This window comes from Xanthomonas hydrangeae (assembly GCF_032697525.1).
Taxonomy (GTDB): Bacteria; Pseudomonadota; Gammaproteobacteria; order Xanthomonadales; family Xanthomonadaceae; genus Xanthomonas; species Xanthomonas hydrangeae.
The window spans coordinates 2289001-2306709 of record NZ_CP103836.1; the positions used below are offsets into that span (position 1 = coordinate 2289001).

A 17709-nucleotide genomic window follows, 5' to 3' on the forward strand; every position below is an offset into this window, starting at 1 on the left:
GCGTTCGGTGCGCCTGCACTGCACGCGAAGGTCGGTCTGATCTTTATAGCCGTGGCTATGCGAGAGCTCTGCGGTGTACCTGCGCCTGCGCTCAAGGCGTGCGCAGCAAGCTGCTGATGGCTTCCATTTCGACATCCCTGCCGTGTTGCAGATCTTCCGCGGTGATGGTTACCGGCACGTCGGGCAACACGCCGCTATCGGGTTCTGCGCTGGTTGGAAACTGTCCGACCAGCGGTAGGTCCACTTCGATTTGCGAGTTGGGCAAGTGCAGGAAAAAGAACGCGCTGCCATTGGTGCCGCGCAGATTGCCACCGGTGGGCTGGCCGACCAGCGTGGCCAACCCGCTGCGCTGCACCCGCTGTGCGAACGCGAAGGTGGCCGAGCTGTTTTCCGGGCCGATCAGCACGAACACCTTGCCGTCGAAGGGCGGCGCATGCGGTGTCGTGCGGGCTTGCGCATCTGCATCGGATGCAGGGTTGAGCGTGTAAAAACGCGCGTCGTAGGCAACCGCACGCGTGCCCCAGTCGCGAAAGGATGCGTCCCAGGTGGTGACGTATGCCGCCAGCGCGTCGGGCAAGCGCCGGTAGCGCACCAGCGTGCGTATCTGCGGCGCCGCTCTCTCACGTGCGGACAGATACCCAAGCAAGGCGCTGCCCACATCCAGCCCGCCCTCGTTGCCGCGCAGATCGATTACCAGCGCGGGAATCTCGCGCTCGGCCAGCGTGGTGAAACTGCGCGCCAGAAATGCCTGCCAGTCCCAGTCACTGTCGTACACCGCCCAGGTCGGCATCTGCAGCACCGCCACACCGGGTGTTGCCAGGTCCAGACGCCATGGCGGTGCTGCACTGTCGTCGCTGCGCGTGGGAATCATCGCGCGGCGTTGCGCCGCACTGAGGCCGTGGACGCGCACTTCGCGTTCCTTCGCCACCCCTGGCCCGCGTACGCGCAGCAACGGGTTGGCCGAAAGTTGCGGAAACAGCAGCGGCAGGTAAACATCGAAGGCTTCGATGCGTGCGAATCCCTGTACCTCCATCTGCGCGATGCGCTTGCCATCGTTGCTGCCGTCGGCGCGCGCCACGTTCATCAAGGCGGCCAGGATCTGCGCCGAGGCAACGCCATCGATCGCCAGTACCTCGGTGCCGGGCACCAGGCTGGGTTGGTCGGAGCCGTTCCGACTGATGACCATCCGGCCCTGCAGCCAGCGAAAGTGGAAGGGCAACCGCCGCTCGTTGTCGAACAAGGCGCGCTGCACCGGTTCGGGTTGATTGAGGAAATTGGGAAAGCTGTGGCCGCAGCGCACTCTGGCGGTCAGGCGAGAAATGGCCAGATAGGTCTGGGCGAGCGTTGCGCCATCTCCGAGTTCGGCACGCAAGGCATCGAAGCGCTGCGCGATGTCCTGTTCGGTGGAGTAGCGATACAGACCCGGATGCAGCGCGACATAGGCGCTTTGCAAGACATCGATATCGGCGAGCAGCGCCGGGCCTGCGAGCGGGCTGTCGCTGCGCAGCGTTGGCGGCCGCGCTGCAGCCCCGCCGGTGCAGGGCAGCCAGACCGACAGCAACATCAGCGACGCAGCGAGATGGCGCAGGCGCGGTGACATGGCGATTCCTTGTGCGAGAAGCCGCCAGCATGGTCGGGGGTGCCTCGGCGGACGACCCAAACACGCAATCGCCGAGCGATTTTCAAGCGATGCGACGTTGCGCGCGCCGATAGTCGCTGGGCGTGCAGCCGGCGCAGGCGCGAAACACCCGGTTGAAGCTGGCCTTGGAGCCGAAGCCGACTGCCAGTGCGATGTCGAGGATGTCCTGATCGCCGCGCAGCAGGCGCTGCGCTTCGGCGATGCGCAGCGTGTTGAGGAACGTGCTGAAGGTCTGTCCCAGCCCCTCGTTGAGCGCGCGCGACAGATAATTGCTGTTGGTGCCCATGCGCCGCGCCAGCTCGGGCAGGCTGAGCTCCGGCTCGCGCCACCAGCCGTGCGTGGCGACTTGCGCTGCGACCTGTTGCCCAAGCGCATGCCAGTCCTTGTGCTGGACGGAAGCAGGCGCTGGTTCGCCTGCCCGGTCTGCTGGCGCAGCGCGCGGCAACACCGCGTCGCGCGGCGGATAGTGGACCCTGGCGTGGCGCCAGCCTTCCAGACCCAGGTAGTAGATCAGTGCGGCGGTGGCCAGATAGCGCGGAAATTCATCGACGTAGGACAGCCGATGCCACAGCCGGTCGCTGGCGGTGAAGCCCAGCCGCAACAGCACCAGCAACGCGGCGGCCAGCAGAAAGCCACGCAGCCACGGTAGCCGCAGTTCCTCGCGCGCGCCGCTGTGATGTTCCAGCCAGCGTTGATAGGCCAGGTATTCGCGCCAGGCCGGCAGCAGATAGAACGCCAGCGAGGCCAGCACCAGCGCGTCCTGCAGCGGCGCGATCCAGGGCACGTGGACGGCGGCGTTCCAGGCCCATTTGCGTTGCAGCGGCCAGGTGAACAGCCACGTGTAGTAACCGCCCTGCAGCAGCGCCGGCAGCAGATGCATCGCCCAGCGACGCGGCAGCCGTTGGCGGGCCAGTTGGCGGACGTAGAGCCACAGCAGCGGCCCGATCGCCAGCTCCCAGAACAACGGTGCGTAGGTCAGGCCCGGGTACGCATCGTAGGCGCCGGCATAGCCGAGCGTGTACGGCGTGATCAGGGCGACCACCACCAGCAGCAGTGCGGCCAGGCAGCGGTTGGCGATGCGATTGGCCGGGACCAGCAGCAACAGGCTGGCGCCAAGCACGCCATGCGCGCTGCCGAGCAGCAGGATGGTGCTCCACATCCCGAACTTGATGCTGGACATGCGATCCCGCTTGGTCGATCGCGCCGAGTATAGGGGCGATCGGCGGCGGCCCGGGCGCAGGTGCGTTACGCGCGGCGCTCCGCTTCTGCGCGGTTAGTGCAGCCCGCTGGAAATCTCTGCCGTGGCCGCACACAGCGCCTGCAATGCCGCTTGCGGGCCAACCAGCTCAGGGCGCCGTTCGATGAAGGGCACCGTGAGCGTGTAGGTGGCGCTGCCGCGTTGCAGGATCGGCGCGGTCAGATCGACCACGCCCACCACCGCTTCGCTGGGCTGCATGGCGTAGCCATCGCTGCGCGCCTGCGCGGCGGCAGCCAGGAACTGCGCGCGCTCGAACGGCACCTCGCTGGCATCGAGCATGTCCAGCCAGCGTGCCTGCACCTCCGGCTGCTGGAAGGCGTACAGCACCAGCCCGGAGCTGGAATGCGTCAGCGGACGGCGATGGCCCGGGCGTACCACCAGGCCCAGGTCGCTGGGCACGTCCATCTGCGCGATCACCACGATCTGGTCGCCGGACGGCGCCACCAGGTGGCAGGGCTGATAGATCGCATCGGCCAGCCGGCGCATCACCGGCAATGCCGCTTCGCTGATGCTCTGCACCTGCGGCTGCTGCATGCCGAGCATGAACAACCGGTTGGTCAGCACATAGTCGCCTTCGCCGTCTCGGGTGAGATAGCCGCGCTCCTCCAGCACCTGCAGCATGCGGAAGATCTCCCCGCGCGAGCGGCCGATGCCCTGCGAGATCGCGCCCATGCTCATCGGCTGCGCCTGGCGGGCGAGCAGCTCGAGGATGTCCAGGCCCTTGTCCAGGGCGGGGGCGCGGTACTTGGCGGGTTCGGTGCTCATCCGTTTGCGGCTCCAGGCAAGGCTGCGGCGCGCCAGGGTACAGGCATCGCGGGCAGCGGTGAGGTATGGTGCTTGCGTGCAAATATAAACAAAGATTTTATATTTGCATGGCGCTGGCCTGCGCAGTACGCTCGCCGCACAGCAACGCAAGCGCCACAGCCTTGGGAGGGGATCGGTCGCATGCATCACAGTGACATTGCCGCGTCACCGCGCGGCAACCTGGCGCGTACCGCCATGGTTCCCCTGTTGTTGATCGTCAGCCTGTTCTTTTTGTGGGGCATGGCCAACAACCTCAACGACATCCTGATCAAGCAGTTCAAGAAGGCTTTCGAGCTGTCCGACCTGCAGGCCGGGTTGGTCCAGAGCGCGTTCTATCTGGGCTATTTCGTGTTCGCGATGCCGGCGGCGATGTTCATGCGCCGCTACAGCTACAAGGCGGCGGTGGTGCTGGGCCTGCTGCTGTACGCGTGCGGCGCGTTCCTGTTCTATCCGGCCGCGCAGGTGCATACCTACTGGCTGTTCCTGCTGGCCCTGTTCGTGATCGCCAGCGGCCTGGCGTTTCTGGAAACTACCGCCAACCCGCTGGTGACCGTGCTCGGCCCGGCCGAGGGCGCGGCGCGGCGCCTGAATCTTGCCCAGGCATTCAACCCGCTAGGTTCGATCACCGGCGTGCTGGTCGGCCAGCACTTCATTTTCTCCGGTGTGGAGCACACCCCGGCCGAGCTGGCCGCGATGACGCCAGCCGCGCGAGCAGCGTTCTTCGCCACCGAATCGTCCGCAGTGCAGACGCCGTATCTGGTGATCGGCGTGGTGGTGGTGCTGTGGGCGATCCTGATCGCGCTGGTGCGCTTTCCCACCGGCGATGCGGGTGTGGGCGAGGCTGCGCCCAAACGCGCGCGCTTTGGCGAGTTGTTGCGTAATCGGCTGTTCGTGTTTTCGGTGGTGGCGCAGTTCTTCTACGTGGGCGCGCAGGTCGGCATCTGGAGCTATCTGATCCGCTATCTGCAAGACGCGGTGCCGGGCACGCCGGAAAAAAGCGCCGCGACGTATCTGACCATCTCGCTGGTGCTGTTCATGGCTGGCCGCTTCATCGGCACCGCGCTGTTGCGCTATCTGGCGCCGGCGAAGTTGCTGGCGAGTTTTGCCACGATCAATCTGGTCTTGTGTGCGGTGGCGATTGCGCTGCCCGGTTGGACCGGCTTGTACGCATTGGTCGCAGCCAGCGTGTTCATGTCGGTGATGTTCCCGACCATCTTTGCGCTGGGTCTAGATGGCATGCACGACGACGCACGCAAGCTGGGTTCGTCGTTGCTGGTGATGTCGATCATCGGCGGCGCGCTGCTCACTGCGGTGATGGGCGCGGTGTCGGACATGGCCGGTATCCATTGGGCGATGGTGGTGCCGGGCGGGTGTTTTGCAGTGATTTTGCTGTTCGCGTTGCGCGCGCGTCGCGCTGCGCCGGCGATTGCTGGGGCAGGCCCATGAGTGTGCGGCGTCTGTGCTACGTGCTGGATCTGCACGACGACCCGCAACTGATCGCCGAGTACGAGCGCTGGCATCAACCGACGCAGGTGTGGCCGGAAGTGGTGGCGTCGTTGCGGCAGGCGGGGATCCTGGAGCTGCAGATTTTTCGCAGCGGCGATCGCTTGGTGATGTTGATGGAAGTTGGCGACGATTACGATCCGGCCGCCAAGGCGGCGCGGGATGCGAGCGATCCGCGGATTCAAGCCTGGGAAGAGCTGATGTGGCGGTTTCAAAAGCCGTTGCCAGGGAGCGCGCCTGGGGAGAAGTGGCGCGAGGCCGGGCGGATTTTTGCGTTGAGTGAGGCGGTTGGTGTGGGGCGGGGTTAGGTTTCGCCCAGTCTGTTTCTGCGGATGTGTTGACTCCGCAGTAGGGCGTTGGTCTTGCGTCTCTTTGCCGCTGCCGCTGCTGTGCTGGCGCGGCGCATCGAAACAGGGTGTTTTCTTGCAGGCGCATCGTGCGTTGTGCCTGCTGCGCAGCGAAAGCGTGACAGCAGCCAGCAACGAAGAATGCCCCGCCACTGCCTGTTGCGCATGCGTGGTCCGCGCAGTTGCGCTGCGTGATGCATCGACGCTGGTGCCGCGCGGCTGGCAGGTGCTACGCACGTGTATCGCAAACGCTCCAACTAAGAGCGGCTAACAAAACCTAGCGATCGCTCGGCTGGCGGTGAATGCGGTGGTTTTGTCGGCCGTCTTTTGATAGATGCCGCCAGAAGCCCAGGTCAAAGGCTGAGTGGTCGAGGGCGCGGTGCCCTCACCAGAAAGTTTGCTGGCTGCTTTGTTAAAAACCATACGTACCGACCATCTCGACTGGTCCTTGTCCGCTCACCGTCGCGGGACCTTACGCGGCATGGATGCCGCGTAAGAGCCTACATGGACGTACTTGCGGCGTGTCCTGCGATGGTGGGCGGACAAGGGCCCTGCAGCCAGGCAGCAATCAGCCGTCCGCACGCCCTTGGCGACTGCTCGCTACGTGTTGTCAGCCACTCTAAGAAACGGCTTCAGTCGCGATCAGGCAATCGAGAAAGCCCATCGCGACTGAAGCCGCTCCTACAGTGGATGCAGTTTGTTGTGCGGTGCGTTGGATTACGCCTTTGTCTCGGCCAGATCTTCGACCCAGAAGCGGCCGTCGGGGTAGCTGAACTCTGCGATGGAGGCCGGGTGCATTTCGGCGGAGAAGCCGGCGGCTTGCGGTGCCAGATAGCGGCCGTGCCGGATGCGCACCGGGTCCAGGAAATGCTGATGCAGATGGTCGACGAATTCGATGGCGCGGTCTTCCATCTTGCCGGTGATGGCGACGAAGTCGGCCATGGCCAGGTGTTGCACCAGTTCGCACAGGCCGACGCCGCCGGCGTGCGGGAACACGCGGATATTGAACTTGGCCGCCAGCAGCAGGATGGCGAGGTTTTCGTTGACCCCGCCCACGCGCGCGGCATCGATCTGGATCAGGTCCACCGCGCCGGCCTGCAGCAGCTGCTTGAACACCACGCGGTTCTGGGTGTGCTCGCCGGTGGAGACCGGCACCGGGGTGATGCCCTGGCGGATCGCGGCGTGGCCGAGGACATCGTCCGGGCTGGTGGGTTCCTCGATCCAGGCGATGTCGAATTCGGCCAGCTGGCGCATCCAGTCGATCGCCGGGCCCACATCCCAACGCTGATTGGCGTCCACCGCCATCGCGATGTCCGGGCCGATCGCCTCACGCGCCAGGCGGCAACGGCGGATGTCGTCCTGCACGTTGGCGCCGACCTTGAGCTTGATGGTGCGGAAGCCGTCGGCCACCGCCTCCTTGGCCAGACGCACCAGTTTCTCGTCCGAGTAACCGAGCCAGCCGGGCGAGGTGGTGTAGGCGGGGTAGCCCTGTTCGATCAGCGTGGCGATGCGTTGCGCACGCTGCGGTTGCGCCTCGCGCAGGATCGCCAGCGCTTCGTCGCGGGTGAGCGCGTCGGTGAGATAGCGGAAGTCGATGGTGTCGACCAGCTGCTCCGGGCTGAGTTCGGCGATGTAACGCCACAGCGGCTTTTTCGCCGCGCGTGCGGCCAGATCCCAGGCGGCGTTGATCACCGCGCCGATCGCCATATGCATCACGCCCTTTTCCGGGCCCAGCCAGCGCAGCTGCGAATCGTTGGTAAGCAGGCGCGCAAACGCGCCCAGATCGGCGATGACGTCTTCCACGCGCAGGCCGACCACGTGCTCGGCCAGTGCAGCCACGGCGGCGGTCTGCACATCGTTGCCGCGGCCGATGGTGAACACCAGGCCGTAGCCAGCCAGGTCATCCGGCGCATCGGTGCGCAGCACGACATACGCGGCCGAGTAATCCGGATCCGGATTCATCGCATCCGACCCATCGAGCTCGCGCGAGGTGGGAAAGCGGACGTCGTGGGTGTCGAGGGCGATGATGGTGCTCATGGAAGTCCTGGGCGATGGAAGACGGGAATAAAACGCGCGAAATAAAACTGAAACGGGGAACGGAAACGGATACGGGCGCCAGAGCCCCTCTCCCCCCGGGAGAGGGGTTGGGGTGAGGGTACGGACGCGCAGCGCCGACTATGTTGAAGCGCTGCAGGTACTCATACGCTTGCAACGCAGATCAACGAACAACACAGATCAACGAATCACTGCATGACCAGCTGCGTGTCGATATCAACGCGCGACAGCGCTTGGAAGTTCAACGCCCTCGCACGCCGCTTAAAAAATTTGCGAATGACACATCGACACACGCGCCGACATGTCACGCCTAACGACAAAGGCACATCGCGACGAACTGCTTGGATATGTCGCTACGTACCCTCACCCCAACCCCTCTCCCGAGGGGAGAGGGGCTTTAGGCTGCTTCGTGCGGATACTTAGCCACTTACCTTCACTCAATCTTTCTTCGAGAACCAAGGTCCGGGAAGCCGATGGCCTCAAACAGCATCACGCGGATGCGCCACCACCGGCTGGCGCTGGCGACCCAGGCCTTCGATCTCCAGTTCCATCACGTCGCCCGGCTTCAGATACACCGGCGGCTTCTGGCCCAGGCCCACGCCCGGCGGGGTGCCGGTGCTGATCACATCGCCCGGCATCAGCGTCATGTAGCGGCTGATGTGGCTGACCAGTTCGGCCACGCCGAACACCATCGTGCGGGTGCTGCCGTTCTGGTAGCGGTGGCCGTTGACCTCCAGCCACATCGACAGGTTCTGCGGGTCGGCGATTTCATCGCGGGTGACCAGCCACGGGCCGATCGGGCCGAAGGTATCGGCGCTCTTGCCCTTGACCCACTGGCCGCCGTGTTCGAGCTGGAATTCGCGCTCGGACAGATCGTTGATCACCGCGTAGCCGGCGACGTGGTTCAGCGCTTCGTCCACGGAGACATCGCGCGCCACATCGCCGATCACCACGCCCAGTTCCACTTCCCAGTCGCTCTTGACCGAGCCGCGCGGGATGATCACGGTGTCGTTGGGGCCGGTCACCGCAGTGGTGGCCTTCATGAAAAGGATCGGCATCTTGGGCACGTCCATGCCCGATTCGGCCGCGTGGTCGGCGTAGTTCAACCCCACGCAGATGAACTTGCCGATCTGCCCCACTGCGGCGCCATAGCGTAGCTCGCCTTCGAGCAGCGGCAGCGTGGACACGTCCAGCGCACGCAGTTTATCCAGGCCGGCATTGGTGATGTGCTCGCCGGCCACATCGTCGATCACGCCGCTCAAATCGCGGATGCGGCCTTCGCTATCGATCAAGCCGGGACGTTCCTGGCCGGGGGCGCCAACGCGTACGAGTTTCATGCAGTCTTCCTTTGCAGGTGAGGAATGGGGCGGCTAGCAAACCTAGCGCGCGTGCAGCGGGTGGGTAAGGACGGCGTGCTCACATCAAGGCGGACGAGCGATACAGATCGCATCTGGCACTGGCCGCGCCCACGTTGCGGTGAACAGCACCGCGATGCGTTGTCGCGCTCAGTTGGACCAACCGCCATCGATGATGTGGGTCTGGCCGGTGGTGAACGAGGATTCGTCCGAGGCCAGATACACCACCAGCTGCGCGATCTCGCGCGGATCGCCCAGGCGGCCCATCGGCTGGCGGTCGGTGAAGCTCTTCCACACCGCCTGTTCGTCGCCGCCCAGCGCTTGCACGCGCTGGCCCAGCGACGGCGTCTTGATGGTGCCCGGGCAGATCGCGTTGCAACGCACGCCCTGCGCCACGTAATCGGCGGCGATGGCCTTGCTCAGGCCGATCACTGCGGCCTTGGTCACACCGTAGACGAAGCGGTTCGGCACGCCCTTGATGCTGGAGGCCACCGAGGACATGTTGATGATGCTGCCGCGGCCGCGTTCGAGCATGCCCGGCAGCACCGCCTTGCAGGTGTAGTACATCGCATCGACGTTGATCGAAAACGAGCGGCGCCAGGCCGGCTCGTCGCAATCGAGAATGCTGCCCTGATGCACGAAGCCGGCGCAGTTGAACAGCACATCGAACGGGCCGTGCGTCGCGACCAATGCGGCGATTGCCGAGGCATCGGTGACATCGAGCAGCTGGGTGGTGATGGCAACCGATTCGGCCGCCAGCGCCTGCAGGGCCGCGGCATCGATATCGGTGGCGATCACCTGCGCACCGGCGCGTGCGCAGGCCAGCGCGCTTTCGCGGCCGATGCCGGCGCCGGCGGCGGTGATCAGGCAGCGCTTGCCATGCAGGCGGTCGTTGGGAGTTGCAGAGATCGAGACAGTCATACCGAAGAGATTCCGTGGGTGGGGGCCGCCGGCCGTGGCAGACGATAGAACATGCGTGCGTTGTCGCCGAACACCGCTGCGGTGCGGCCATCGGCGTATTTGGCGACAAGGTGCTGTGCGATCTCGAACCACTGCGTGTAATCGGCGCGTTGGGTCAGCACCGGCCAGTCGCTGCCCCATAGCAGGCGTTGCGCGCCGAAGCGTGCGAACAGATGGCCGACATACGGCTCCAGCGCCTCCACGCCGGCACCGCGCGCTGCTTCGGTGAGCAGCCCGGAGAGCTTGCAGTGCACAGTGGGATGCTGCGCCAGCGCGGCCATGCCGGCCGCCCAGGCAACGAATTCACCCGCGGCGATCTGCGGCTTGCCGCCGTGATCGACGACCACGCGCAGGTCCGGATGGCGCTTCAGGCGCGTTTGCAGCGCCGGCACATGCACGCTGCGGATCAAGGCGTCGAACGCCAGGTCGTGTGCGATCAATGCGTCGAAGGCGGCATCCAGGTCGGGCTGGGCCAGCCATTGCACGTCGGCGATGTCCTGCACCATCGGGCGCAGGCCCTTGAGCACACCGCCGCCGTCGCGCACCAGCGCGTCGATGCGCGCGGCGGCATCGGGCGCGGCGAAATCGACCCAACCGACCACGCCGGCAATGCGCGCATCGGCGCGGGCCAGCTCGAACAGGTAACGGGTTTCGGCCTCGGTCGCGGCGGCCTGCACCACCACCACGCTCTCAATATCGGCAGCGTCCAGCGCCTGGCCGATATCGGCGGGGCCGAAGTCGCGATACAGCGGCGCCAGTTCGGGCGTGAGCCAGTGGTAATCGCCACGGGCCAGCTGCCAGAAATGCAGGTGCGCGTCGATGCGGCTCATGGCGTGGGCATGTCCGCAGCGAGCAGGCCATCTTCGCGCAGGCGTTGCCACAGCGCTGGCGGAATCGATGTCTGCAGGCGCGTGGTGGCCGATTGCACCTCGGCCACGGTGCGCATGCCGGCCACCACGGTGGTGACTGCCGGATGCGCCAGCGGGAACTGCAGCGCCACCGCACCGATATCCACATCGAACGCCGCGCAGGCCGCGTACAGGCGCTGCGCGTGCTGCAAGGTGGCGGTATCGACCGGCGCGTAGTTGTAGGTCGCACCGGGGCCGCGCGCGTCGCTGAGCAGGCCCGAGCTATACGGACCGGCCGACAGGATCGCCACGTTGCGCTGCTGTGCCTGATCGAGCAGCGCGCGGGCGCCGTGCTGTTCCAGCAGCGTGTAGCGGCCGGCCAGCATCACGCAATCGAGCGGGAAGCGCGGCAGCACCTCCAGTGCCACGTCCTGCTCGTTGACGCCCAGCCCGATCGCCCCACAAGCACCGGCCGCCTTTAGCGCCGCCATCGCCGGCAAGGCCTCCTCCAAGGCCTGGCGCAGGATGTGGGCGTGGTTGTCGCCGTGGGTCAGCGCGCCGATGTCGTGCAGCAGCAGCACGTCGATGTAATCGGTGCCCAGGCGCTCCAGGCTGGACGCGAACGCGCGCCGCACGCCATCGCTGCTGTAGTCGAATGCGGCGCGCCGGCCCGCCACCGCAAAACCGTCGCGCCCGGCGGCGGCCTGCGTGTCGTCGTAAAGGCAGCGGCCGACCTTGGTCGACAGCGTGTAGTCTGCGCGCGGCACACCGGCCAGGCCACGGCCCAGACGCGTCTCGCTCAGCCCGTAGCCGTAGTACGGCGCGGTGTCGAAATGGCGGATACCGGCCTCGTACGCGCCCTCCACAGCAGCCAGTGCGTCGCCCTCGTCGACCTCGGTGTACAGATTGCCGATCGGTGCGGCGCCAAAGCCCAGCGCCGAGAGCTGCACGTCGGTGGTGCCCAGACGCTGCCGCGGAACGCTCACGCGCGACGCTCCGCAGGCTTGGCGGTGATCAGGCAGGTGCGTACGGAATCTGGAAAGCAGCAGCTGGGCATCGCAACGTCCACCAGCCGGCCGGTGCCGGACTGTTCGCATATGAATATCGCAATCATAAGTGAACAGATCACGCTGCGGTGCAGCAAAATGGGGTGTGTTGATTCAGCGCAGCGCCTCTTGGGGGGAACACCATAGTTCGGCACGTAGCGGACGAACTATGGCGTTCGCGGGGGTGCCAGACTATGGCGCTTTTTCACCATTGGCCCAGATCTGCGTCTGGCGCGAGGCGCTGCACCGAAAAGCGGCTATGGGCTTGTGCAAGAACGCGATTTTCTCGTTTTTCAACTGATCTTATGGAATGGCTTCGGACCCAACCATCTTGGACGGGTCTTGCGACACTCGCCATCCTGCAAATCATGCTGGGCATCGACAGCCTGATCTTCATCGCCATCCTGGCGGAGAGCTACCCTCCCGCATCAGCGCGATAAGGCGCGACTGCTCGATCTGCGGCTGGCATCTACTGATGCGCCTGGTGTCGCTGGCCGCTGTAGTGGTCGCGTCTCCCTGTGCTTGGGCTTCCGGCCAATGACCAGGTTCAGCCTGATCGCCGAAGGCCTGGTCTTCAAGTTCCTGAAGGGTTACCTGGGGTGCCGACCCTTGAGCGCCGACGCGTCAGCTAGCGCCATGCCCCGTCTTATGGCCACTATCGCTTCGTTGCTGCGCACTAGCCTGTTTATGTTGCTGTTGCTGTTGCTGTGTGCGTTTGTGCGGCCGATGCTGAACCTGATCGGCGATCGTGAGGATCGCAGCACTAAGCGTCTTGGCGCTGGCCGGCCTGATCATCGCGTGGCACGTCTGGCCCAAGCATGATCCAGATGAACTAATACACCGTCACGACAAGCTTCCAAGGATCATCCGCACCTGATCGAGCGTCGTGTCAGCGATGACGGCTATGGCCATCGCTACGCGATTGATCCGTTACACGAGCGCTGGCCGCTTTGGCGCGCCAACGAAACAGATGTAGATCAGCTGCATATCTGCCATGGACTCATCCCAAGTCAGGTTTGACAGGCTCACTTGAGCCCTCTATTGCGATCATGCAAAGCGTTGCTCTGAGGTATTTGCGTACGGTTCTAGCGCAAGCGCGGTGAATCATGCATTGCGCTTCCACGATCTCTGAGAGCTTTGGATGATCAGGACGCTCAAAAATCCGGAAGCACGATTCAAACAAGGCGTTTTGCAACTTCGCTGTGGCTATCAATGGTTGAACCTTGTGCCGCCTAATATACCTACGATAATGAACGCTCTCTATCAGAAACCTCGGCGCATGGCTTAAGCCGTATCTACTTAGCAAAAACTGCATGGACGGCAGAGGATACACCCGATACTCGAGTGCTTCCTTGGCAATGCGCTCCACTTTAAAAAATAAGTTGATATCAGCGTCGTCACAAGTAGATAATGAGAGGGGCTCTTCAGTGTCCGGTACTAGTCTTTTAACAGGTAACTGATCGTGTCGGGTCAAGATGTCGAGCATCGTGACCCCCATATAAGCGCTCAGCCGAAGAAGGCTTCCAAGGCTAGGAGGTCCGGTCAAGAAGTCGTGTTGTTTGCCACGTAGGTCGCCAGTGCTAGAAAGCCTGGTCAAATACATCTCATACCCGCCAGGCGCCACCATCGGCGCGTGCCCACTTATATACTCGACAAGTTCCTCAATGTTTCTATCGATCCATTGCCGTTCCTCTGGAAGTGCGTGTGAATAGCGCGGATTGGTGAGCAAACTGCTATGGCATGCACTGCAGGAGTACCTGTTGGCCAACGACATTGTATAAGGCTGTGTTGCACCGCAGGTTGGGCATGCTTGGGTAATCATCACGCCATGGATGCTGCATGCTGAAAGCTTAGAAAAAACCCAAGCTAGCTTGGCCGTTACTCCGATACTGCGCATCTCCTCCAAGCATACGGAGCACCAGCGTCGCTTCACGGAAAATCCTGGCTGCTGGTGCCTTAGTGCGTTGGCCACGCTATAGAAGGTACCCCCTCTTAGAGCTTGGCCTCCGGTGAGTCGCTCAAGCGTATTCACCCTTTCCGCGAAATGGCGTCCTGGACCCACTAGGCCCGTTCGTGGATAGACAATTCCCCCCATAGGGTGGCCTCCCCACGCGTCGAGCTGGCGGACAAACTCTAAGGGCGTCATGCCTTGTGTAGCCGCTATGCGGATTGCATAGCTATCTAAAATTCGACATGAGAGCTGCTTAGGCCATGCAGCGGTAGCGGAGGTAGAGCGGTCCATTGCCACTGGCGATTGACATTCACGAGCCACTCCCCAAGCCGCCTGCCCACGCAAGATCAAGATGCGACAGATCACGGGCCAGGACATTTGGCTCCTGGAGCCGATCAAACTCCTTGGCGACTTCCCACATGGAAAGTATCTGGTCCCGTGAGTAGGAGGCCGAGATCAAGTCGCAGGTCCCAATGCTCTCGGCCTGCCTGCGACGGCGGGCTTGGTCAGCCCTTGCAAGAAACTGTTTAAGCTCTCCGAAAGATCCAGCTGAGTTAGTTAAAGCTAGCTCTAAGTTGTTCACTAACAGATCCGGTGAGGACAGCGGGTACTGCCGCGCCAGTGCCATCACCAGACCACCAAAAGCTAAGTGGTCCTCAGCCCTGTCCTCCCGATAGCGCTCGACCCAGACAAACAGCGAGCGCCTACGCACATCCGGGAAACTGTCCCACAATGCGGCCGCGCGCGGAGTGCCAAACAGTACGATGGTCAGCGAGCACTCCTCAGCCAGCTGCATCAGCCCCATCATGTAGTTGTGCACGGATCGACCTCGCGGGACGGTACAAATAGAGGTGCCTTCTTCAATGAACAGCCATCGCAAGCGCCTTGCTTGAGCGTGGCGCTCGAATTCGAAGCGCAGGCCATGTTCGGTAGAGTTTCGCCGCCTCTCAGCCCACACTGGCGCCCTCCTGGCGGTCTCAACTTCGACGTGCACCACATCTGGGTCCTCAACCTCTTCTCGGTTCTGCAGCCAGGACACGTCTGGATGTCTTAATGAATAGGCCAAGCGCATCGCGAGGTCCTTTGGGTTGAAGAATCTTCTGTCAGTCAGCGTCGCTCTCACTGCCACGGCCGGCATTTCTCCGTCAGTCCAATTAGACGAAGGTCCTGACAATGTCCTCATCGCTTCGTACCGAAGCTCACTCTTTCCGACACCAGATATGCCAACAACGAAGACGAGTGAGCCAGGGTCGGCGAACTGCAGCGTCGCGAGTATGTTCTTGCGAGATGTAGAAAACTTAGGGTGCATTAGTAGCTTATCGACTTTCATCAGCACTGCCTTCCCACCCAAGCATGTGGTTCTCCAACACTTCCATCGAAAGGGTGAGATCTTGTGAATGCTTGCCTGCTGATGCCAACGTCTCCGGCGATGGTACGCTCTGTACAGGAATATCATTGGGTTTTTCCGTTGCTTGGTGCGCTGCCCCGCCCCCTGAGGCTTTGACGCAGGCATCTACTCTCTTACGCAAGGCCACGTGCGAGGCCATCCTTCGTTCAAGAACAGATGATCCCGACTGAAATAGATAGTAGGAAATAAACTTAACTTCCAATTCCGGAGGGCTGGCAATTTTTTGAGCGAATGGCGCCCATGCTTTGTATCTCCCGGAAGTCATCTGAACACGCAAAATGCTGGCGTTCTCGCAGTCTCGTCTTATCTCAACGACATCTCCGCTTCGAGCCGCCTCAAGCAACTGAGTACTGGCGTAGGTGTGGCGCTCGGTCTTGATGCCCCGGCTGGAGTTAACGCGTGCGGCCCTAATCGGTATCGAGCTGTGAAAGAGAAAATCTTCGTCAATTTTCGTCTGGCGACCCGCCCACCCGGTGGCCTGCAGAAGCGCTTCGTGCCGCTGTAAGGGAGACAGCCCGGCAGCACCCGGTATCGATCGCATCTCGTCGATCACTTCCCGGATGATCAACTCAAGGGTTGCGAACTGAAGCTTTGCGGTCCGGCGGCTCTTAAAGCGCCCGTCTACGGCCCGTCCTCTCTGATCAGGATTTGTGCTTCCGGGAAGACGATGGAGCAGCGAGTTGACGCGTCCAATGCAGTTTTCGACGGCGCTGTTAAAAGGTGAAGCAGCAGTGGGATGGATCAACAGGGTGATCGAGTAGACCGAGCAGAACTCGGCGAGCCACTTGGAACGGTTCTCGGTTCCTCGATCAACCTGGATGATTCCTGGCAGCAAACCGTAAGTGCGGACAAACGTCCGCAACAGAGAAGCCAACGCGTCGGAGCGTGCCGGACCGAAAGCAAGCTCGTAGCAAAGCGGATACTCAGTTGCATTGTCGATTGCAACGTAGATAACCGGTCTGTCAAGAAGAAGAACGTCCTCTATTCCTGGAAATACTCGGTTGTCGATCAGTGTCGAATCCACTTGCAACCGGAGCCCCACTCCGATCGCAGGCAGGGAGCGAGATCGTGGGTCACTCGCTGACCTTTGCTTCTGGTAGCCCCGAACCCCTCCGGTGCTGAGTGCCCGCTTTGCCCTGCTGGCAGCTTTGAAGCGTTTGAGCAAGGTACTCTTGGCAACTGGTCTGCATCCTCTCTGCTCGCAGTCAATTTGATGCTCGATGTAGGCATTTTTCTTGTCGTAGCTGAGCCCGGCTTCCCATCGTTTGACTGCCTCGGCTACAGCCTCGCTCTGCGCTATGAGTAACCTGCTACCCCTGTTACCCGAAGAGCGATAAGACGTTAGGCACGCCTCGAGTTCTGGAAGGCCTTCGGCAACTGCTCTAGCCACACGACGATCAAGCTCTCTGAATCTTCGAGTGAAAGTCGCTTTCCCTTGTCTCATCAGTATTAGCCGTTGCAACCTCCCCCGGCCGGCCTCAAGATCCACGAGCGACGAATTCGACAAGGAATCGGAGGCCTGGCTCAGCCGTTCGTCGCTCAATGCCAGCCAAGACGCCTGAGCAGCGTCGCATTGAAGCCGGTCACGAAAAAGTGGAAAGGCGTCAACTTGGTCCAACGTCCGTATTGCAATCGGGCCGAAGACATCACCACTGCGCAAGAGCTGATGTATCTCTCGTGGAGATAATCTAGGTATGGTGAGCAGAAGCTGCTCAATCGTCTTGGGGCCATACGCAAGTGATTTGAGTATCCTTTCCTGCGCCGCGCTATAAGCAGAAGGGGATTCAACCGAGTACAGAAGCTCGTAGTTGGCAAGAAGGCATCCGAACATGCGCGGCTGGATCCAGACCCTATAGTCCATGCCGTGGTCCGCCGCCCAGCGGTTAAGCGCCGGACGTTCCACAACGCCCTCTACGGTCATGTTCCACTCCAGCGGCTTCTGCTGGACGAGGGACGCAGCCTGCTCAGCTGCCTTGCATTCTACGACCGATACAGAGTCGCGTCGGATGACCAAGAAGTCCGCAGTGGCATTGCCGATGTGTCTTTTTCCATTGGGTAATATTCGCTCGATACCACGGCAAGGGACTTGGCTGTAGTAGGCAAGCACCGATGGGTCGAACTCCAACTCGTACGCATACAGGCGCTCGACAGTATGGCTTTCCATCCAAATGGGGCGTCCATTCTTCTGTGAGGCCATCAACGGGACGACGTTCTGAAGTGCAGCCCCACCGGGTAGGCGTCCTGGGCTGTCAGTGATCATTTGAAGGAGATGGCTGGCTTGAGCTTCGCTCATGCCAGCACGGGCGAAGCAGGCCCGGAGCTCTAATTCATGCACACTCTAATCCTCAGACAAAGCTTCGCCGCCTCGTCTTGACAAGGAGAAAAATCTGAGATCAGAATGCACACGTCAGTCACCAAACGACGCGGCACTAAAAGCCCAGGAGTTCTAGCTCCTGGGCTTTCTTCGTCTCAGCCCTTTGTGTCTTGCGCTGTTTCGCCTATTTGTTCTGTCGATAGCAACTCGTGCACCGGGAT

The 17709-nt window shown here is 62.4% G+C and carries 14 protein-coding genes and 1 pseudogene; 4 read left to right on the forward strand and 11 right to left on the reverse strand.

All coding sequences use genetic code 11. The features are described 5' to 3' along the window. Window positions 1–91: 91 nt before the first annotated feature. The 3 genes from NYR97_RS09430 to NYR97_RS09440 form a co-directional block, all read right to left on the reverse strand. Window positions 92–1600 carry a S41 family peptidase gene (locus tag NYR97_RS09430; protein WP_316697678.1) on the reverse strand — a complete coding sequence of 503 codons (1509 nt, stop codon included), beginning with the start codon at window positions 1598–1600 and terminating at the stop codon, window positions 92–94. Window positions 1601–1682: 82 nt separating this feature from the next. After that, on the reverse strand, window positions 1683–2798 hold the full coding sequence (locus NYR97_RS09435) for a helix-turn-helix domain-containing protein (protein WP_316698139.1): 1116 nt from the start codon (window positions 2796–2798) through the stop codon (window positions 1683–1685). 114 nt (window positions 2799–2912) lie between these two features. Next, window positions 2913–3662, reverse strand: a complete 750-nt coding sequence (locus tag NYR97_RS09440; RefSeq protein WP_168957530.1) for an IclR family transcriptional regulator — start codon at window positions 3660–3662, stop codon at window positions 2913–2915. 180 nt (window positions 3663–3842) lie between these two features. Between NYR97_RS09440 and fucP the strand changes: the two genes are divergently transcribed. Together fucP and NYR97_RS09450 are read left to right on the forward strand one after the other, a co-directional pair. Next, window positions 3843–5147: an L-fucose:H+ symporter permease gene (fucP, locus tag NYR97_RS09445; protein WP_316697679.1), complete on the forward strand. Its 1305-nt coding sequence runs from the start codon at window positions 3843–3845 to the stop codon at window positions 5145–5147. Beyond that, window positions 5144–5512, forward strand: coding sequence for an L-fucose mutarotase (locus NYR97_RS09450; protein ID WP_006451877.1), 369 nt, complete (start codon window positions 5144–5146; stop codon window positions 5510–5512). The genes fucP and NYR97_RS09450 overlap by 4 nt, the downstream gene beginning before the upstream one ends. A gap of 756 nt (window positions 5513–6268) precedes the next feature. Here NYR97_RS09450 and NYR97_RS09455 read toward each other — a convergent pair. The 5 genes from NYR97_RS09455 to NYR97_RS09475 all read right to left on the reverse strand — a co-directional run bounded on the left by NYR97_RS09455 (window position 6269) and on the right by NYR97_RS09475 (window position 11755). Further along, window positions 6269–7588 carry an L-fuconate dehydratase gene (locus NYR97_RS09455; protein ID WP_316697680.1) on the reverse strand — a complete coding sequence of 440 codons (1320 nt, stop codon included), beginning with the start codon at window positions 7586–7588 and terminating at the stop codon, window positions 6269–6271. Window positions 7589–8085: 497 nt separating this feature from the next. Further along, complete coding sequence (locus tag NYR97_RS09460) at window positions 8086–8943, reverse strand: fumarylacetoacetate hydrolase family protein (RefSeq protein WP_316697681.1); 858 nt, start codon at window positions 8941–8943, stop codon at window positions 8086–8088. Window positions 8944–9111: 168 nt separating this feature from the next. Next, window positions 9112–9882, reverse strand: coding sequence for an SDR family oxidoreductase (locus NYR97_RS09465; RefSeq protein WP_205392942.1), 771 nt, complete (start codon window positions 9880–9882; stop codon window positions 9112–9114). Then, the gene (locus NYR97_RS09470; RefSeq protein ID WP_316697682.1) at window positions 9879–10751 is read right to left on the reverse strand and encodes an amidohydrolase family protein; all 873 of its coding nucleotides are present in this window, start codon (window positions 10749–10751) and stop codon (window positions 9879–9881) included. The genes NYR97_RS09465 and NYR97_RS09470 overlap by 4 nt, the downstream gene beginning before the upstream one ends. Beyond that, the gene (locus NYR97_RS09475; protein WP_316697683.1) at window positions 10748–11755 is read right to left on the reverse strand and encodes an aldo/keto reductase; all 1008 of its coding nucleotides are present in this window, start codon (window positions 11753–11755) and stop codon (window positions 10748–10750) included. The genes NYR97_RS09470 and NYR97_RS09475 overlap by 4 nt, the downstream gene beginning before the upstream one ends. A gap of 365 nt (window positions 11756–12120) precedes the next feature. On the opposite strand from NYR97_RS09475, the pseudogene NYR97_RS22345 reads away from it, so the two are divergent. Then, window positions 12121–12317: pseudogene (locus NYR97_RS22345) on the forward strand (TerC family protein); the annotation flags it as partial. A gap of 35 nt (window positions 12318–12352) precedes the next feature. Continuing rightward, complete coding sequence (locus NYR97_RS09480) at window positions 12353–12637, forward strand: hypothetical protein (RefSeq protein WP_316697684.1); 285 nt, start codon at window positions 12353–12355, stop codon at window positions 12635–12637. A 178-nt stretch (window positions 12638–12815) separates the two neighbouring features. Here the strand turns inward: NYR97_RS09480 and NYR97_RS22430 are convergent, their stop codons facing one another. Genes NYR97_RS22430 through NYR97_RS09490 form a run of 3 tightly spaced genes read right to left on the reverse strand, consistent with a single transcriptional unit; the run spans window position 12816 to window position 17467 of the window. Beyond that, complete coding sequence (locus NYR97_RS22430; protein ID WP_425613054.1) at window positions 12816–14144, reverse strand: TniQ family protein; 1329 nt, start codon at window positions 14142–14144, stop codon at window positions 12816–12818. Continuing rightward, window positions 14077–15096 (reverse strand): hypothetical protein, encoded by a 1020-nt coding sequence (locus NYR97_RS09485; protein ID WP_316697685.1) that lies wholly within the window; start codon window positions 15094–15096, stop codon window positions 14077–14079. The genes NYR97_RS22430 and NYR97_RS09485 overlap by 68 nt, the downstream gene beginning before the upstream one ends. Then, the gene (locus NYR97_RS09490) at window positions 15083–17467 is read right to left on the reverse strand and encodes an integrase catalytic domain-containing protein (RefSeq protein ID WP_316697686.1); all 2385 of its coding nucleotides are present in this window, start codon (window positions 17465–17467) and stop codon (window positions 15083–15085) included. Before NYR97_RS09490 ends, NYR97_RS09485 begins: the two co-directional genes overlap by 14 nt. Between the last annotated feature and the right edge of the window lie 242 nt (window positions 17468–17709).

Bases quoted from the DNA above. Each gene is read 5' to 3' on its own strand.
- NYR97_RS09430 (WP_316697678.1), bottom strand. From the start codon at position 1,600: ATGTCACCGCGCCTGCGCCATCTCGCTGCGTCGCTGATGTTGCTGTCG.
- NYR97_RS09435 (WP_316698139.1), bottom strand. From the start codon at position 2,798: ATGTGGAGCACCATCCTGCTGCTCGGCAGCGCGCATGGCGTGCTTGGC.
- NYR97_RS09440 (WP_168957530.1), bottom strand. From the start codon at position 3,662: ATGAGCACCGAACCCGCCAAGTACCGCGCCCCCGCCCTGGACAAGGGC.
- fucP (WP_316697679.1), top strand. From the start codon at position 3,843: ATGCATCACAGTGACATTGCCGCGTCACCGCGCGGCAACCTGGCGCGT.
- NYR97_RS09450 (WP_006451877.1), top strand. From the start codon at position 5,144: ATGAGTGTGCGGCGTCTGTGCTACGTGCTGGATCTGCACGACGACCCG.
- NYR97_RS09455 (WP_316697680.1), bottom strand. From the start codon at position 7,588: ATGAGCACCATCATCGCCCTCGACACCCACGACGTCCGCTTTCCCACC.
- NYR97_RS09460 (WP_316697681.1), bottom strand. From the start codon at position 8,943: ATGAAACTCGTACGCGTTGGCGCCCCCGGCCAGGAACGTCCCGGCTTG.
- NYR97_RS09465 (WP_205392942.1), bottom strand. From the start codon at position 9,882: ATGACTGTCTCGATCTCTGCAACTCCCAACGACCGCCTGCATGGCAAG.
- NYR97_RS09470 (WP_316697682.1), bottom strand. From the start codon at position 10,751: ATGAGCCGCATCGACGCGCACCTGCATTTCTGGCAGCTGGCCCGTGGC.
- NYR97_RS09480 (WP_316697684.1), top strand. From the start codon at position 12,353: ATGACCAGGTTCAGCCTGATCGCCGAAGGCCTGGTCTTCAAGTTCCTG.
- NYR97_RS22430 (WP_425613054.1), bottom strand. From the start codon at position 14,144: ATGTCCTGGCCCGTGATCTGTCGCATCTTGATCTTGCGTGGGCAGGCG.
- NYR97_RS09485 (WP_316697685.1), bottom strand. From the start codon at position 15,096: ATGAAAGTCGATAAGCTACTAATGCACCCTAAGTTTTCTACATCTCGC.
- NYR97_RS09490 (WP_316697686.1), bottom strand. From the start codon at position 17,467: ATGAGCGAAGCTCAAGCCAGCCATCTCCTTCAAATGATCACTGACAGC.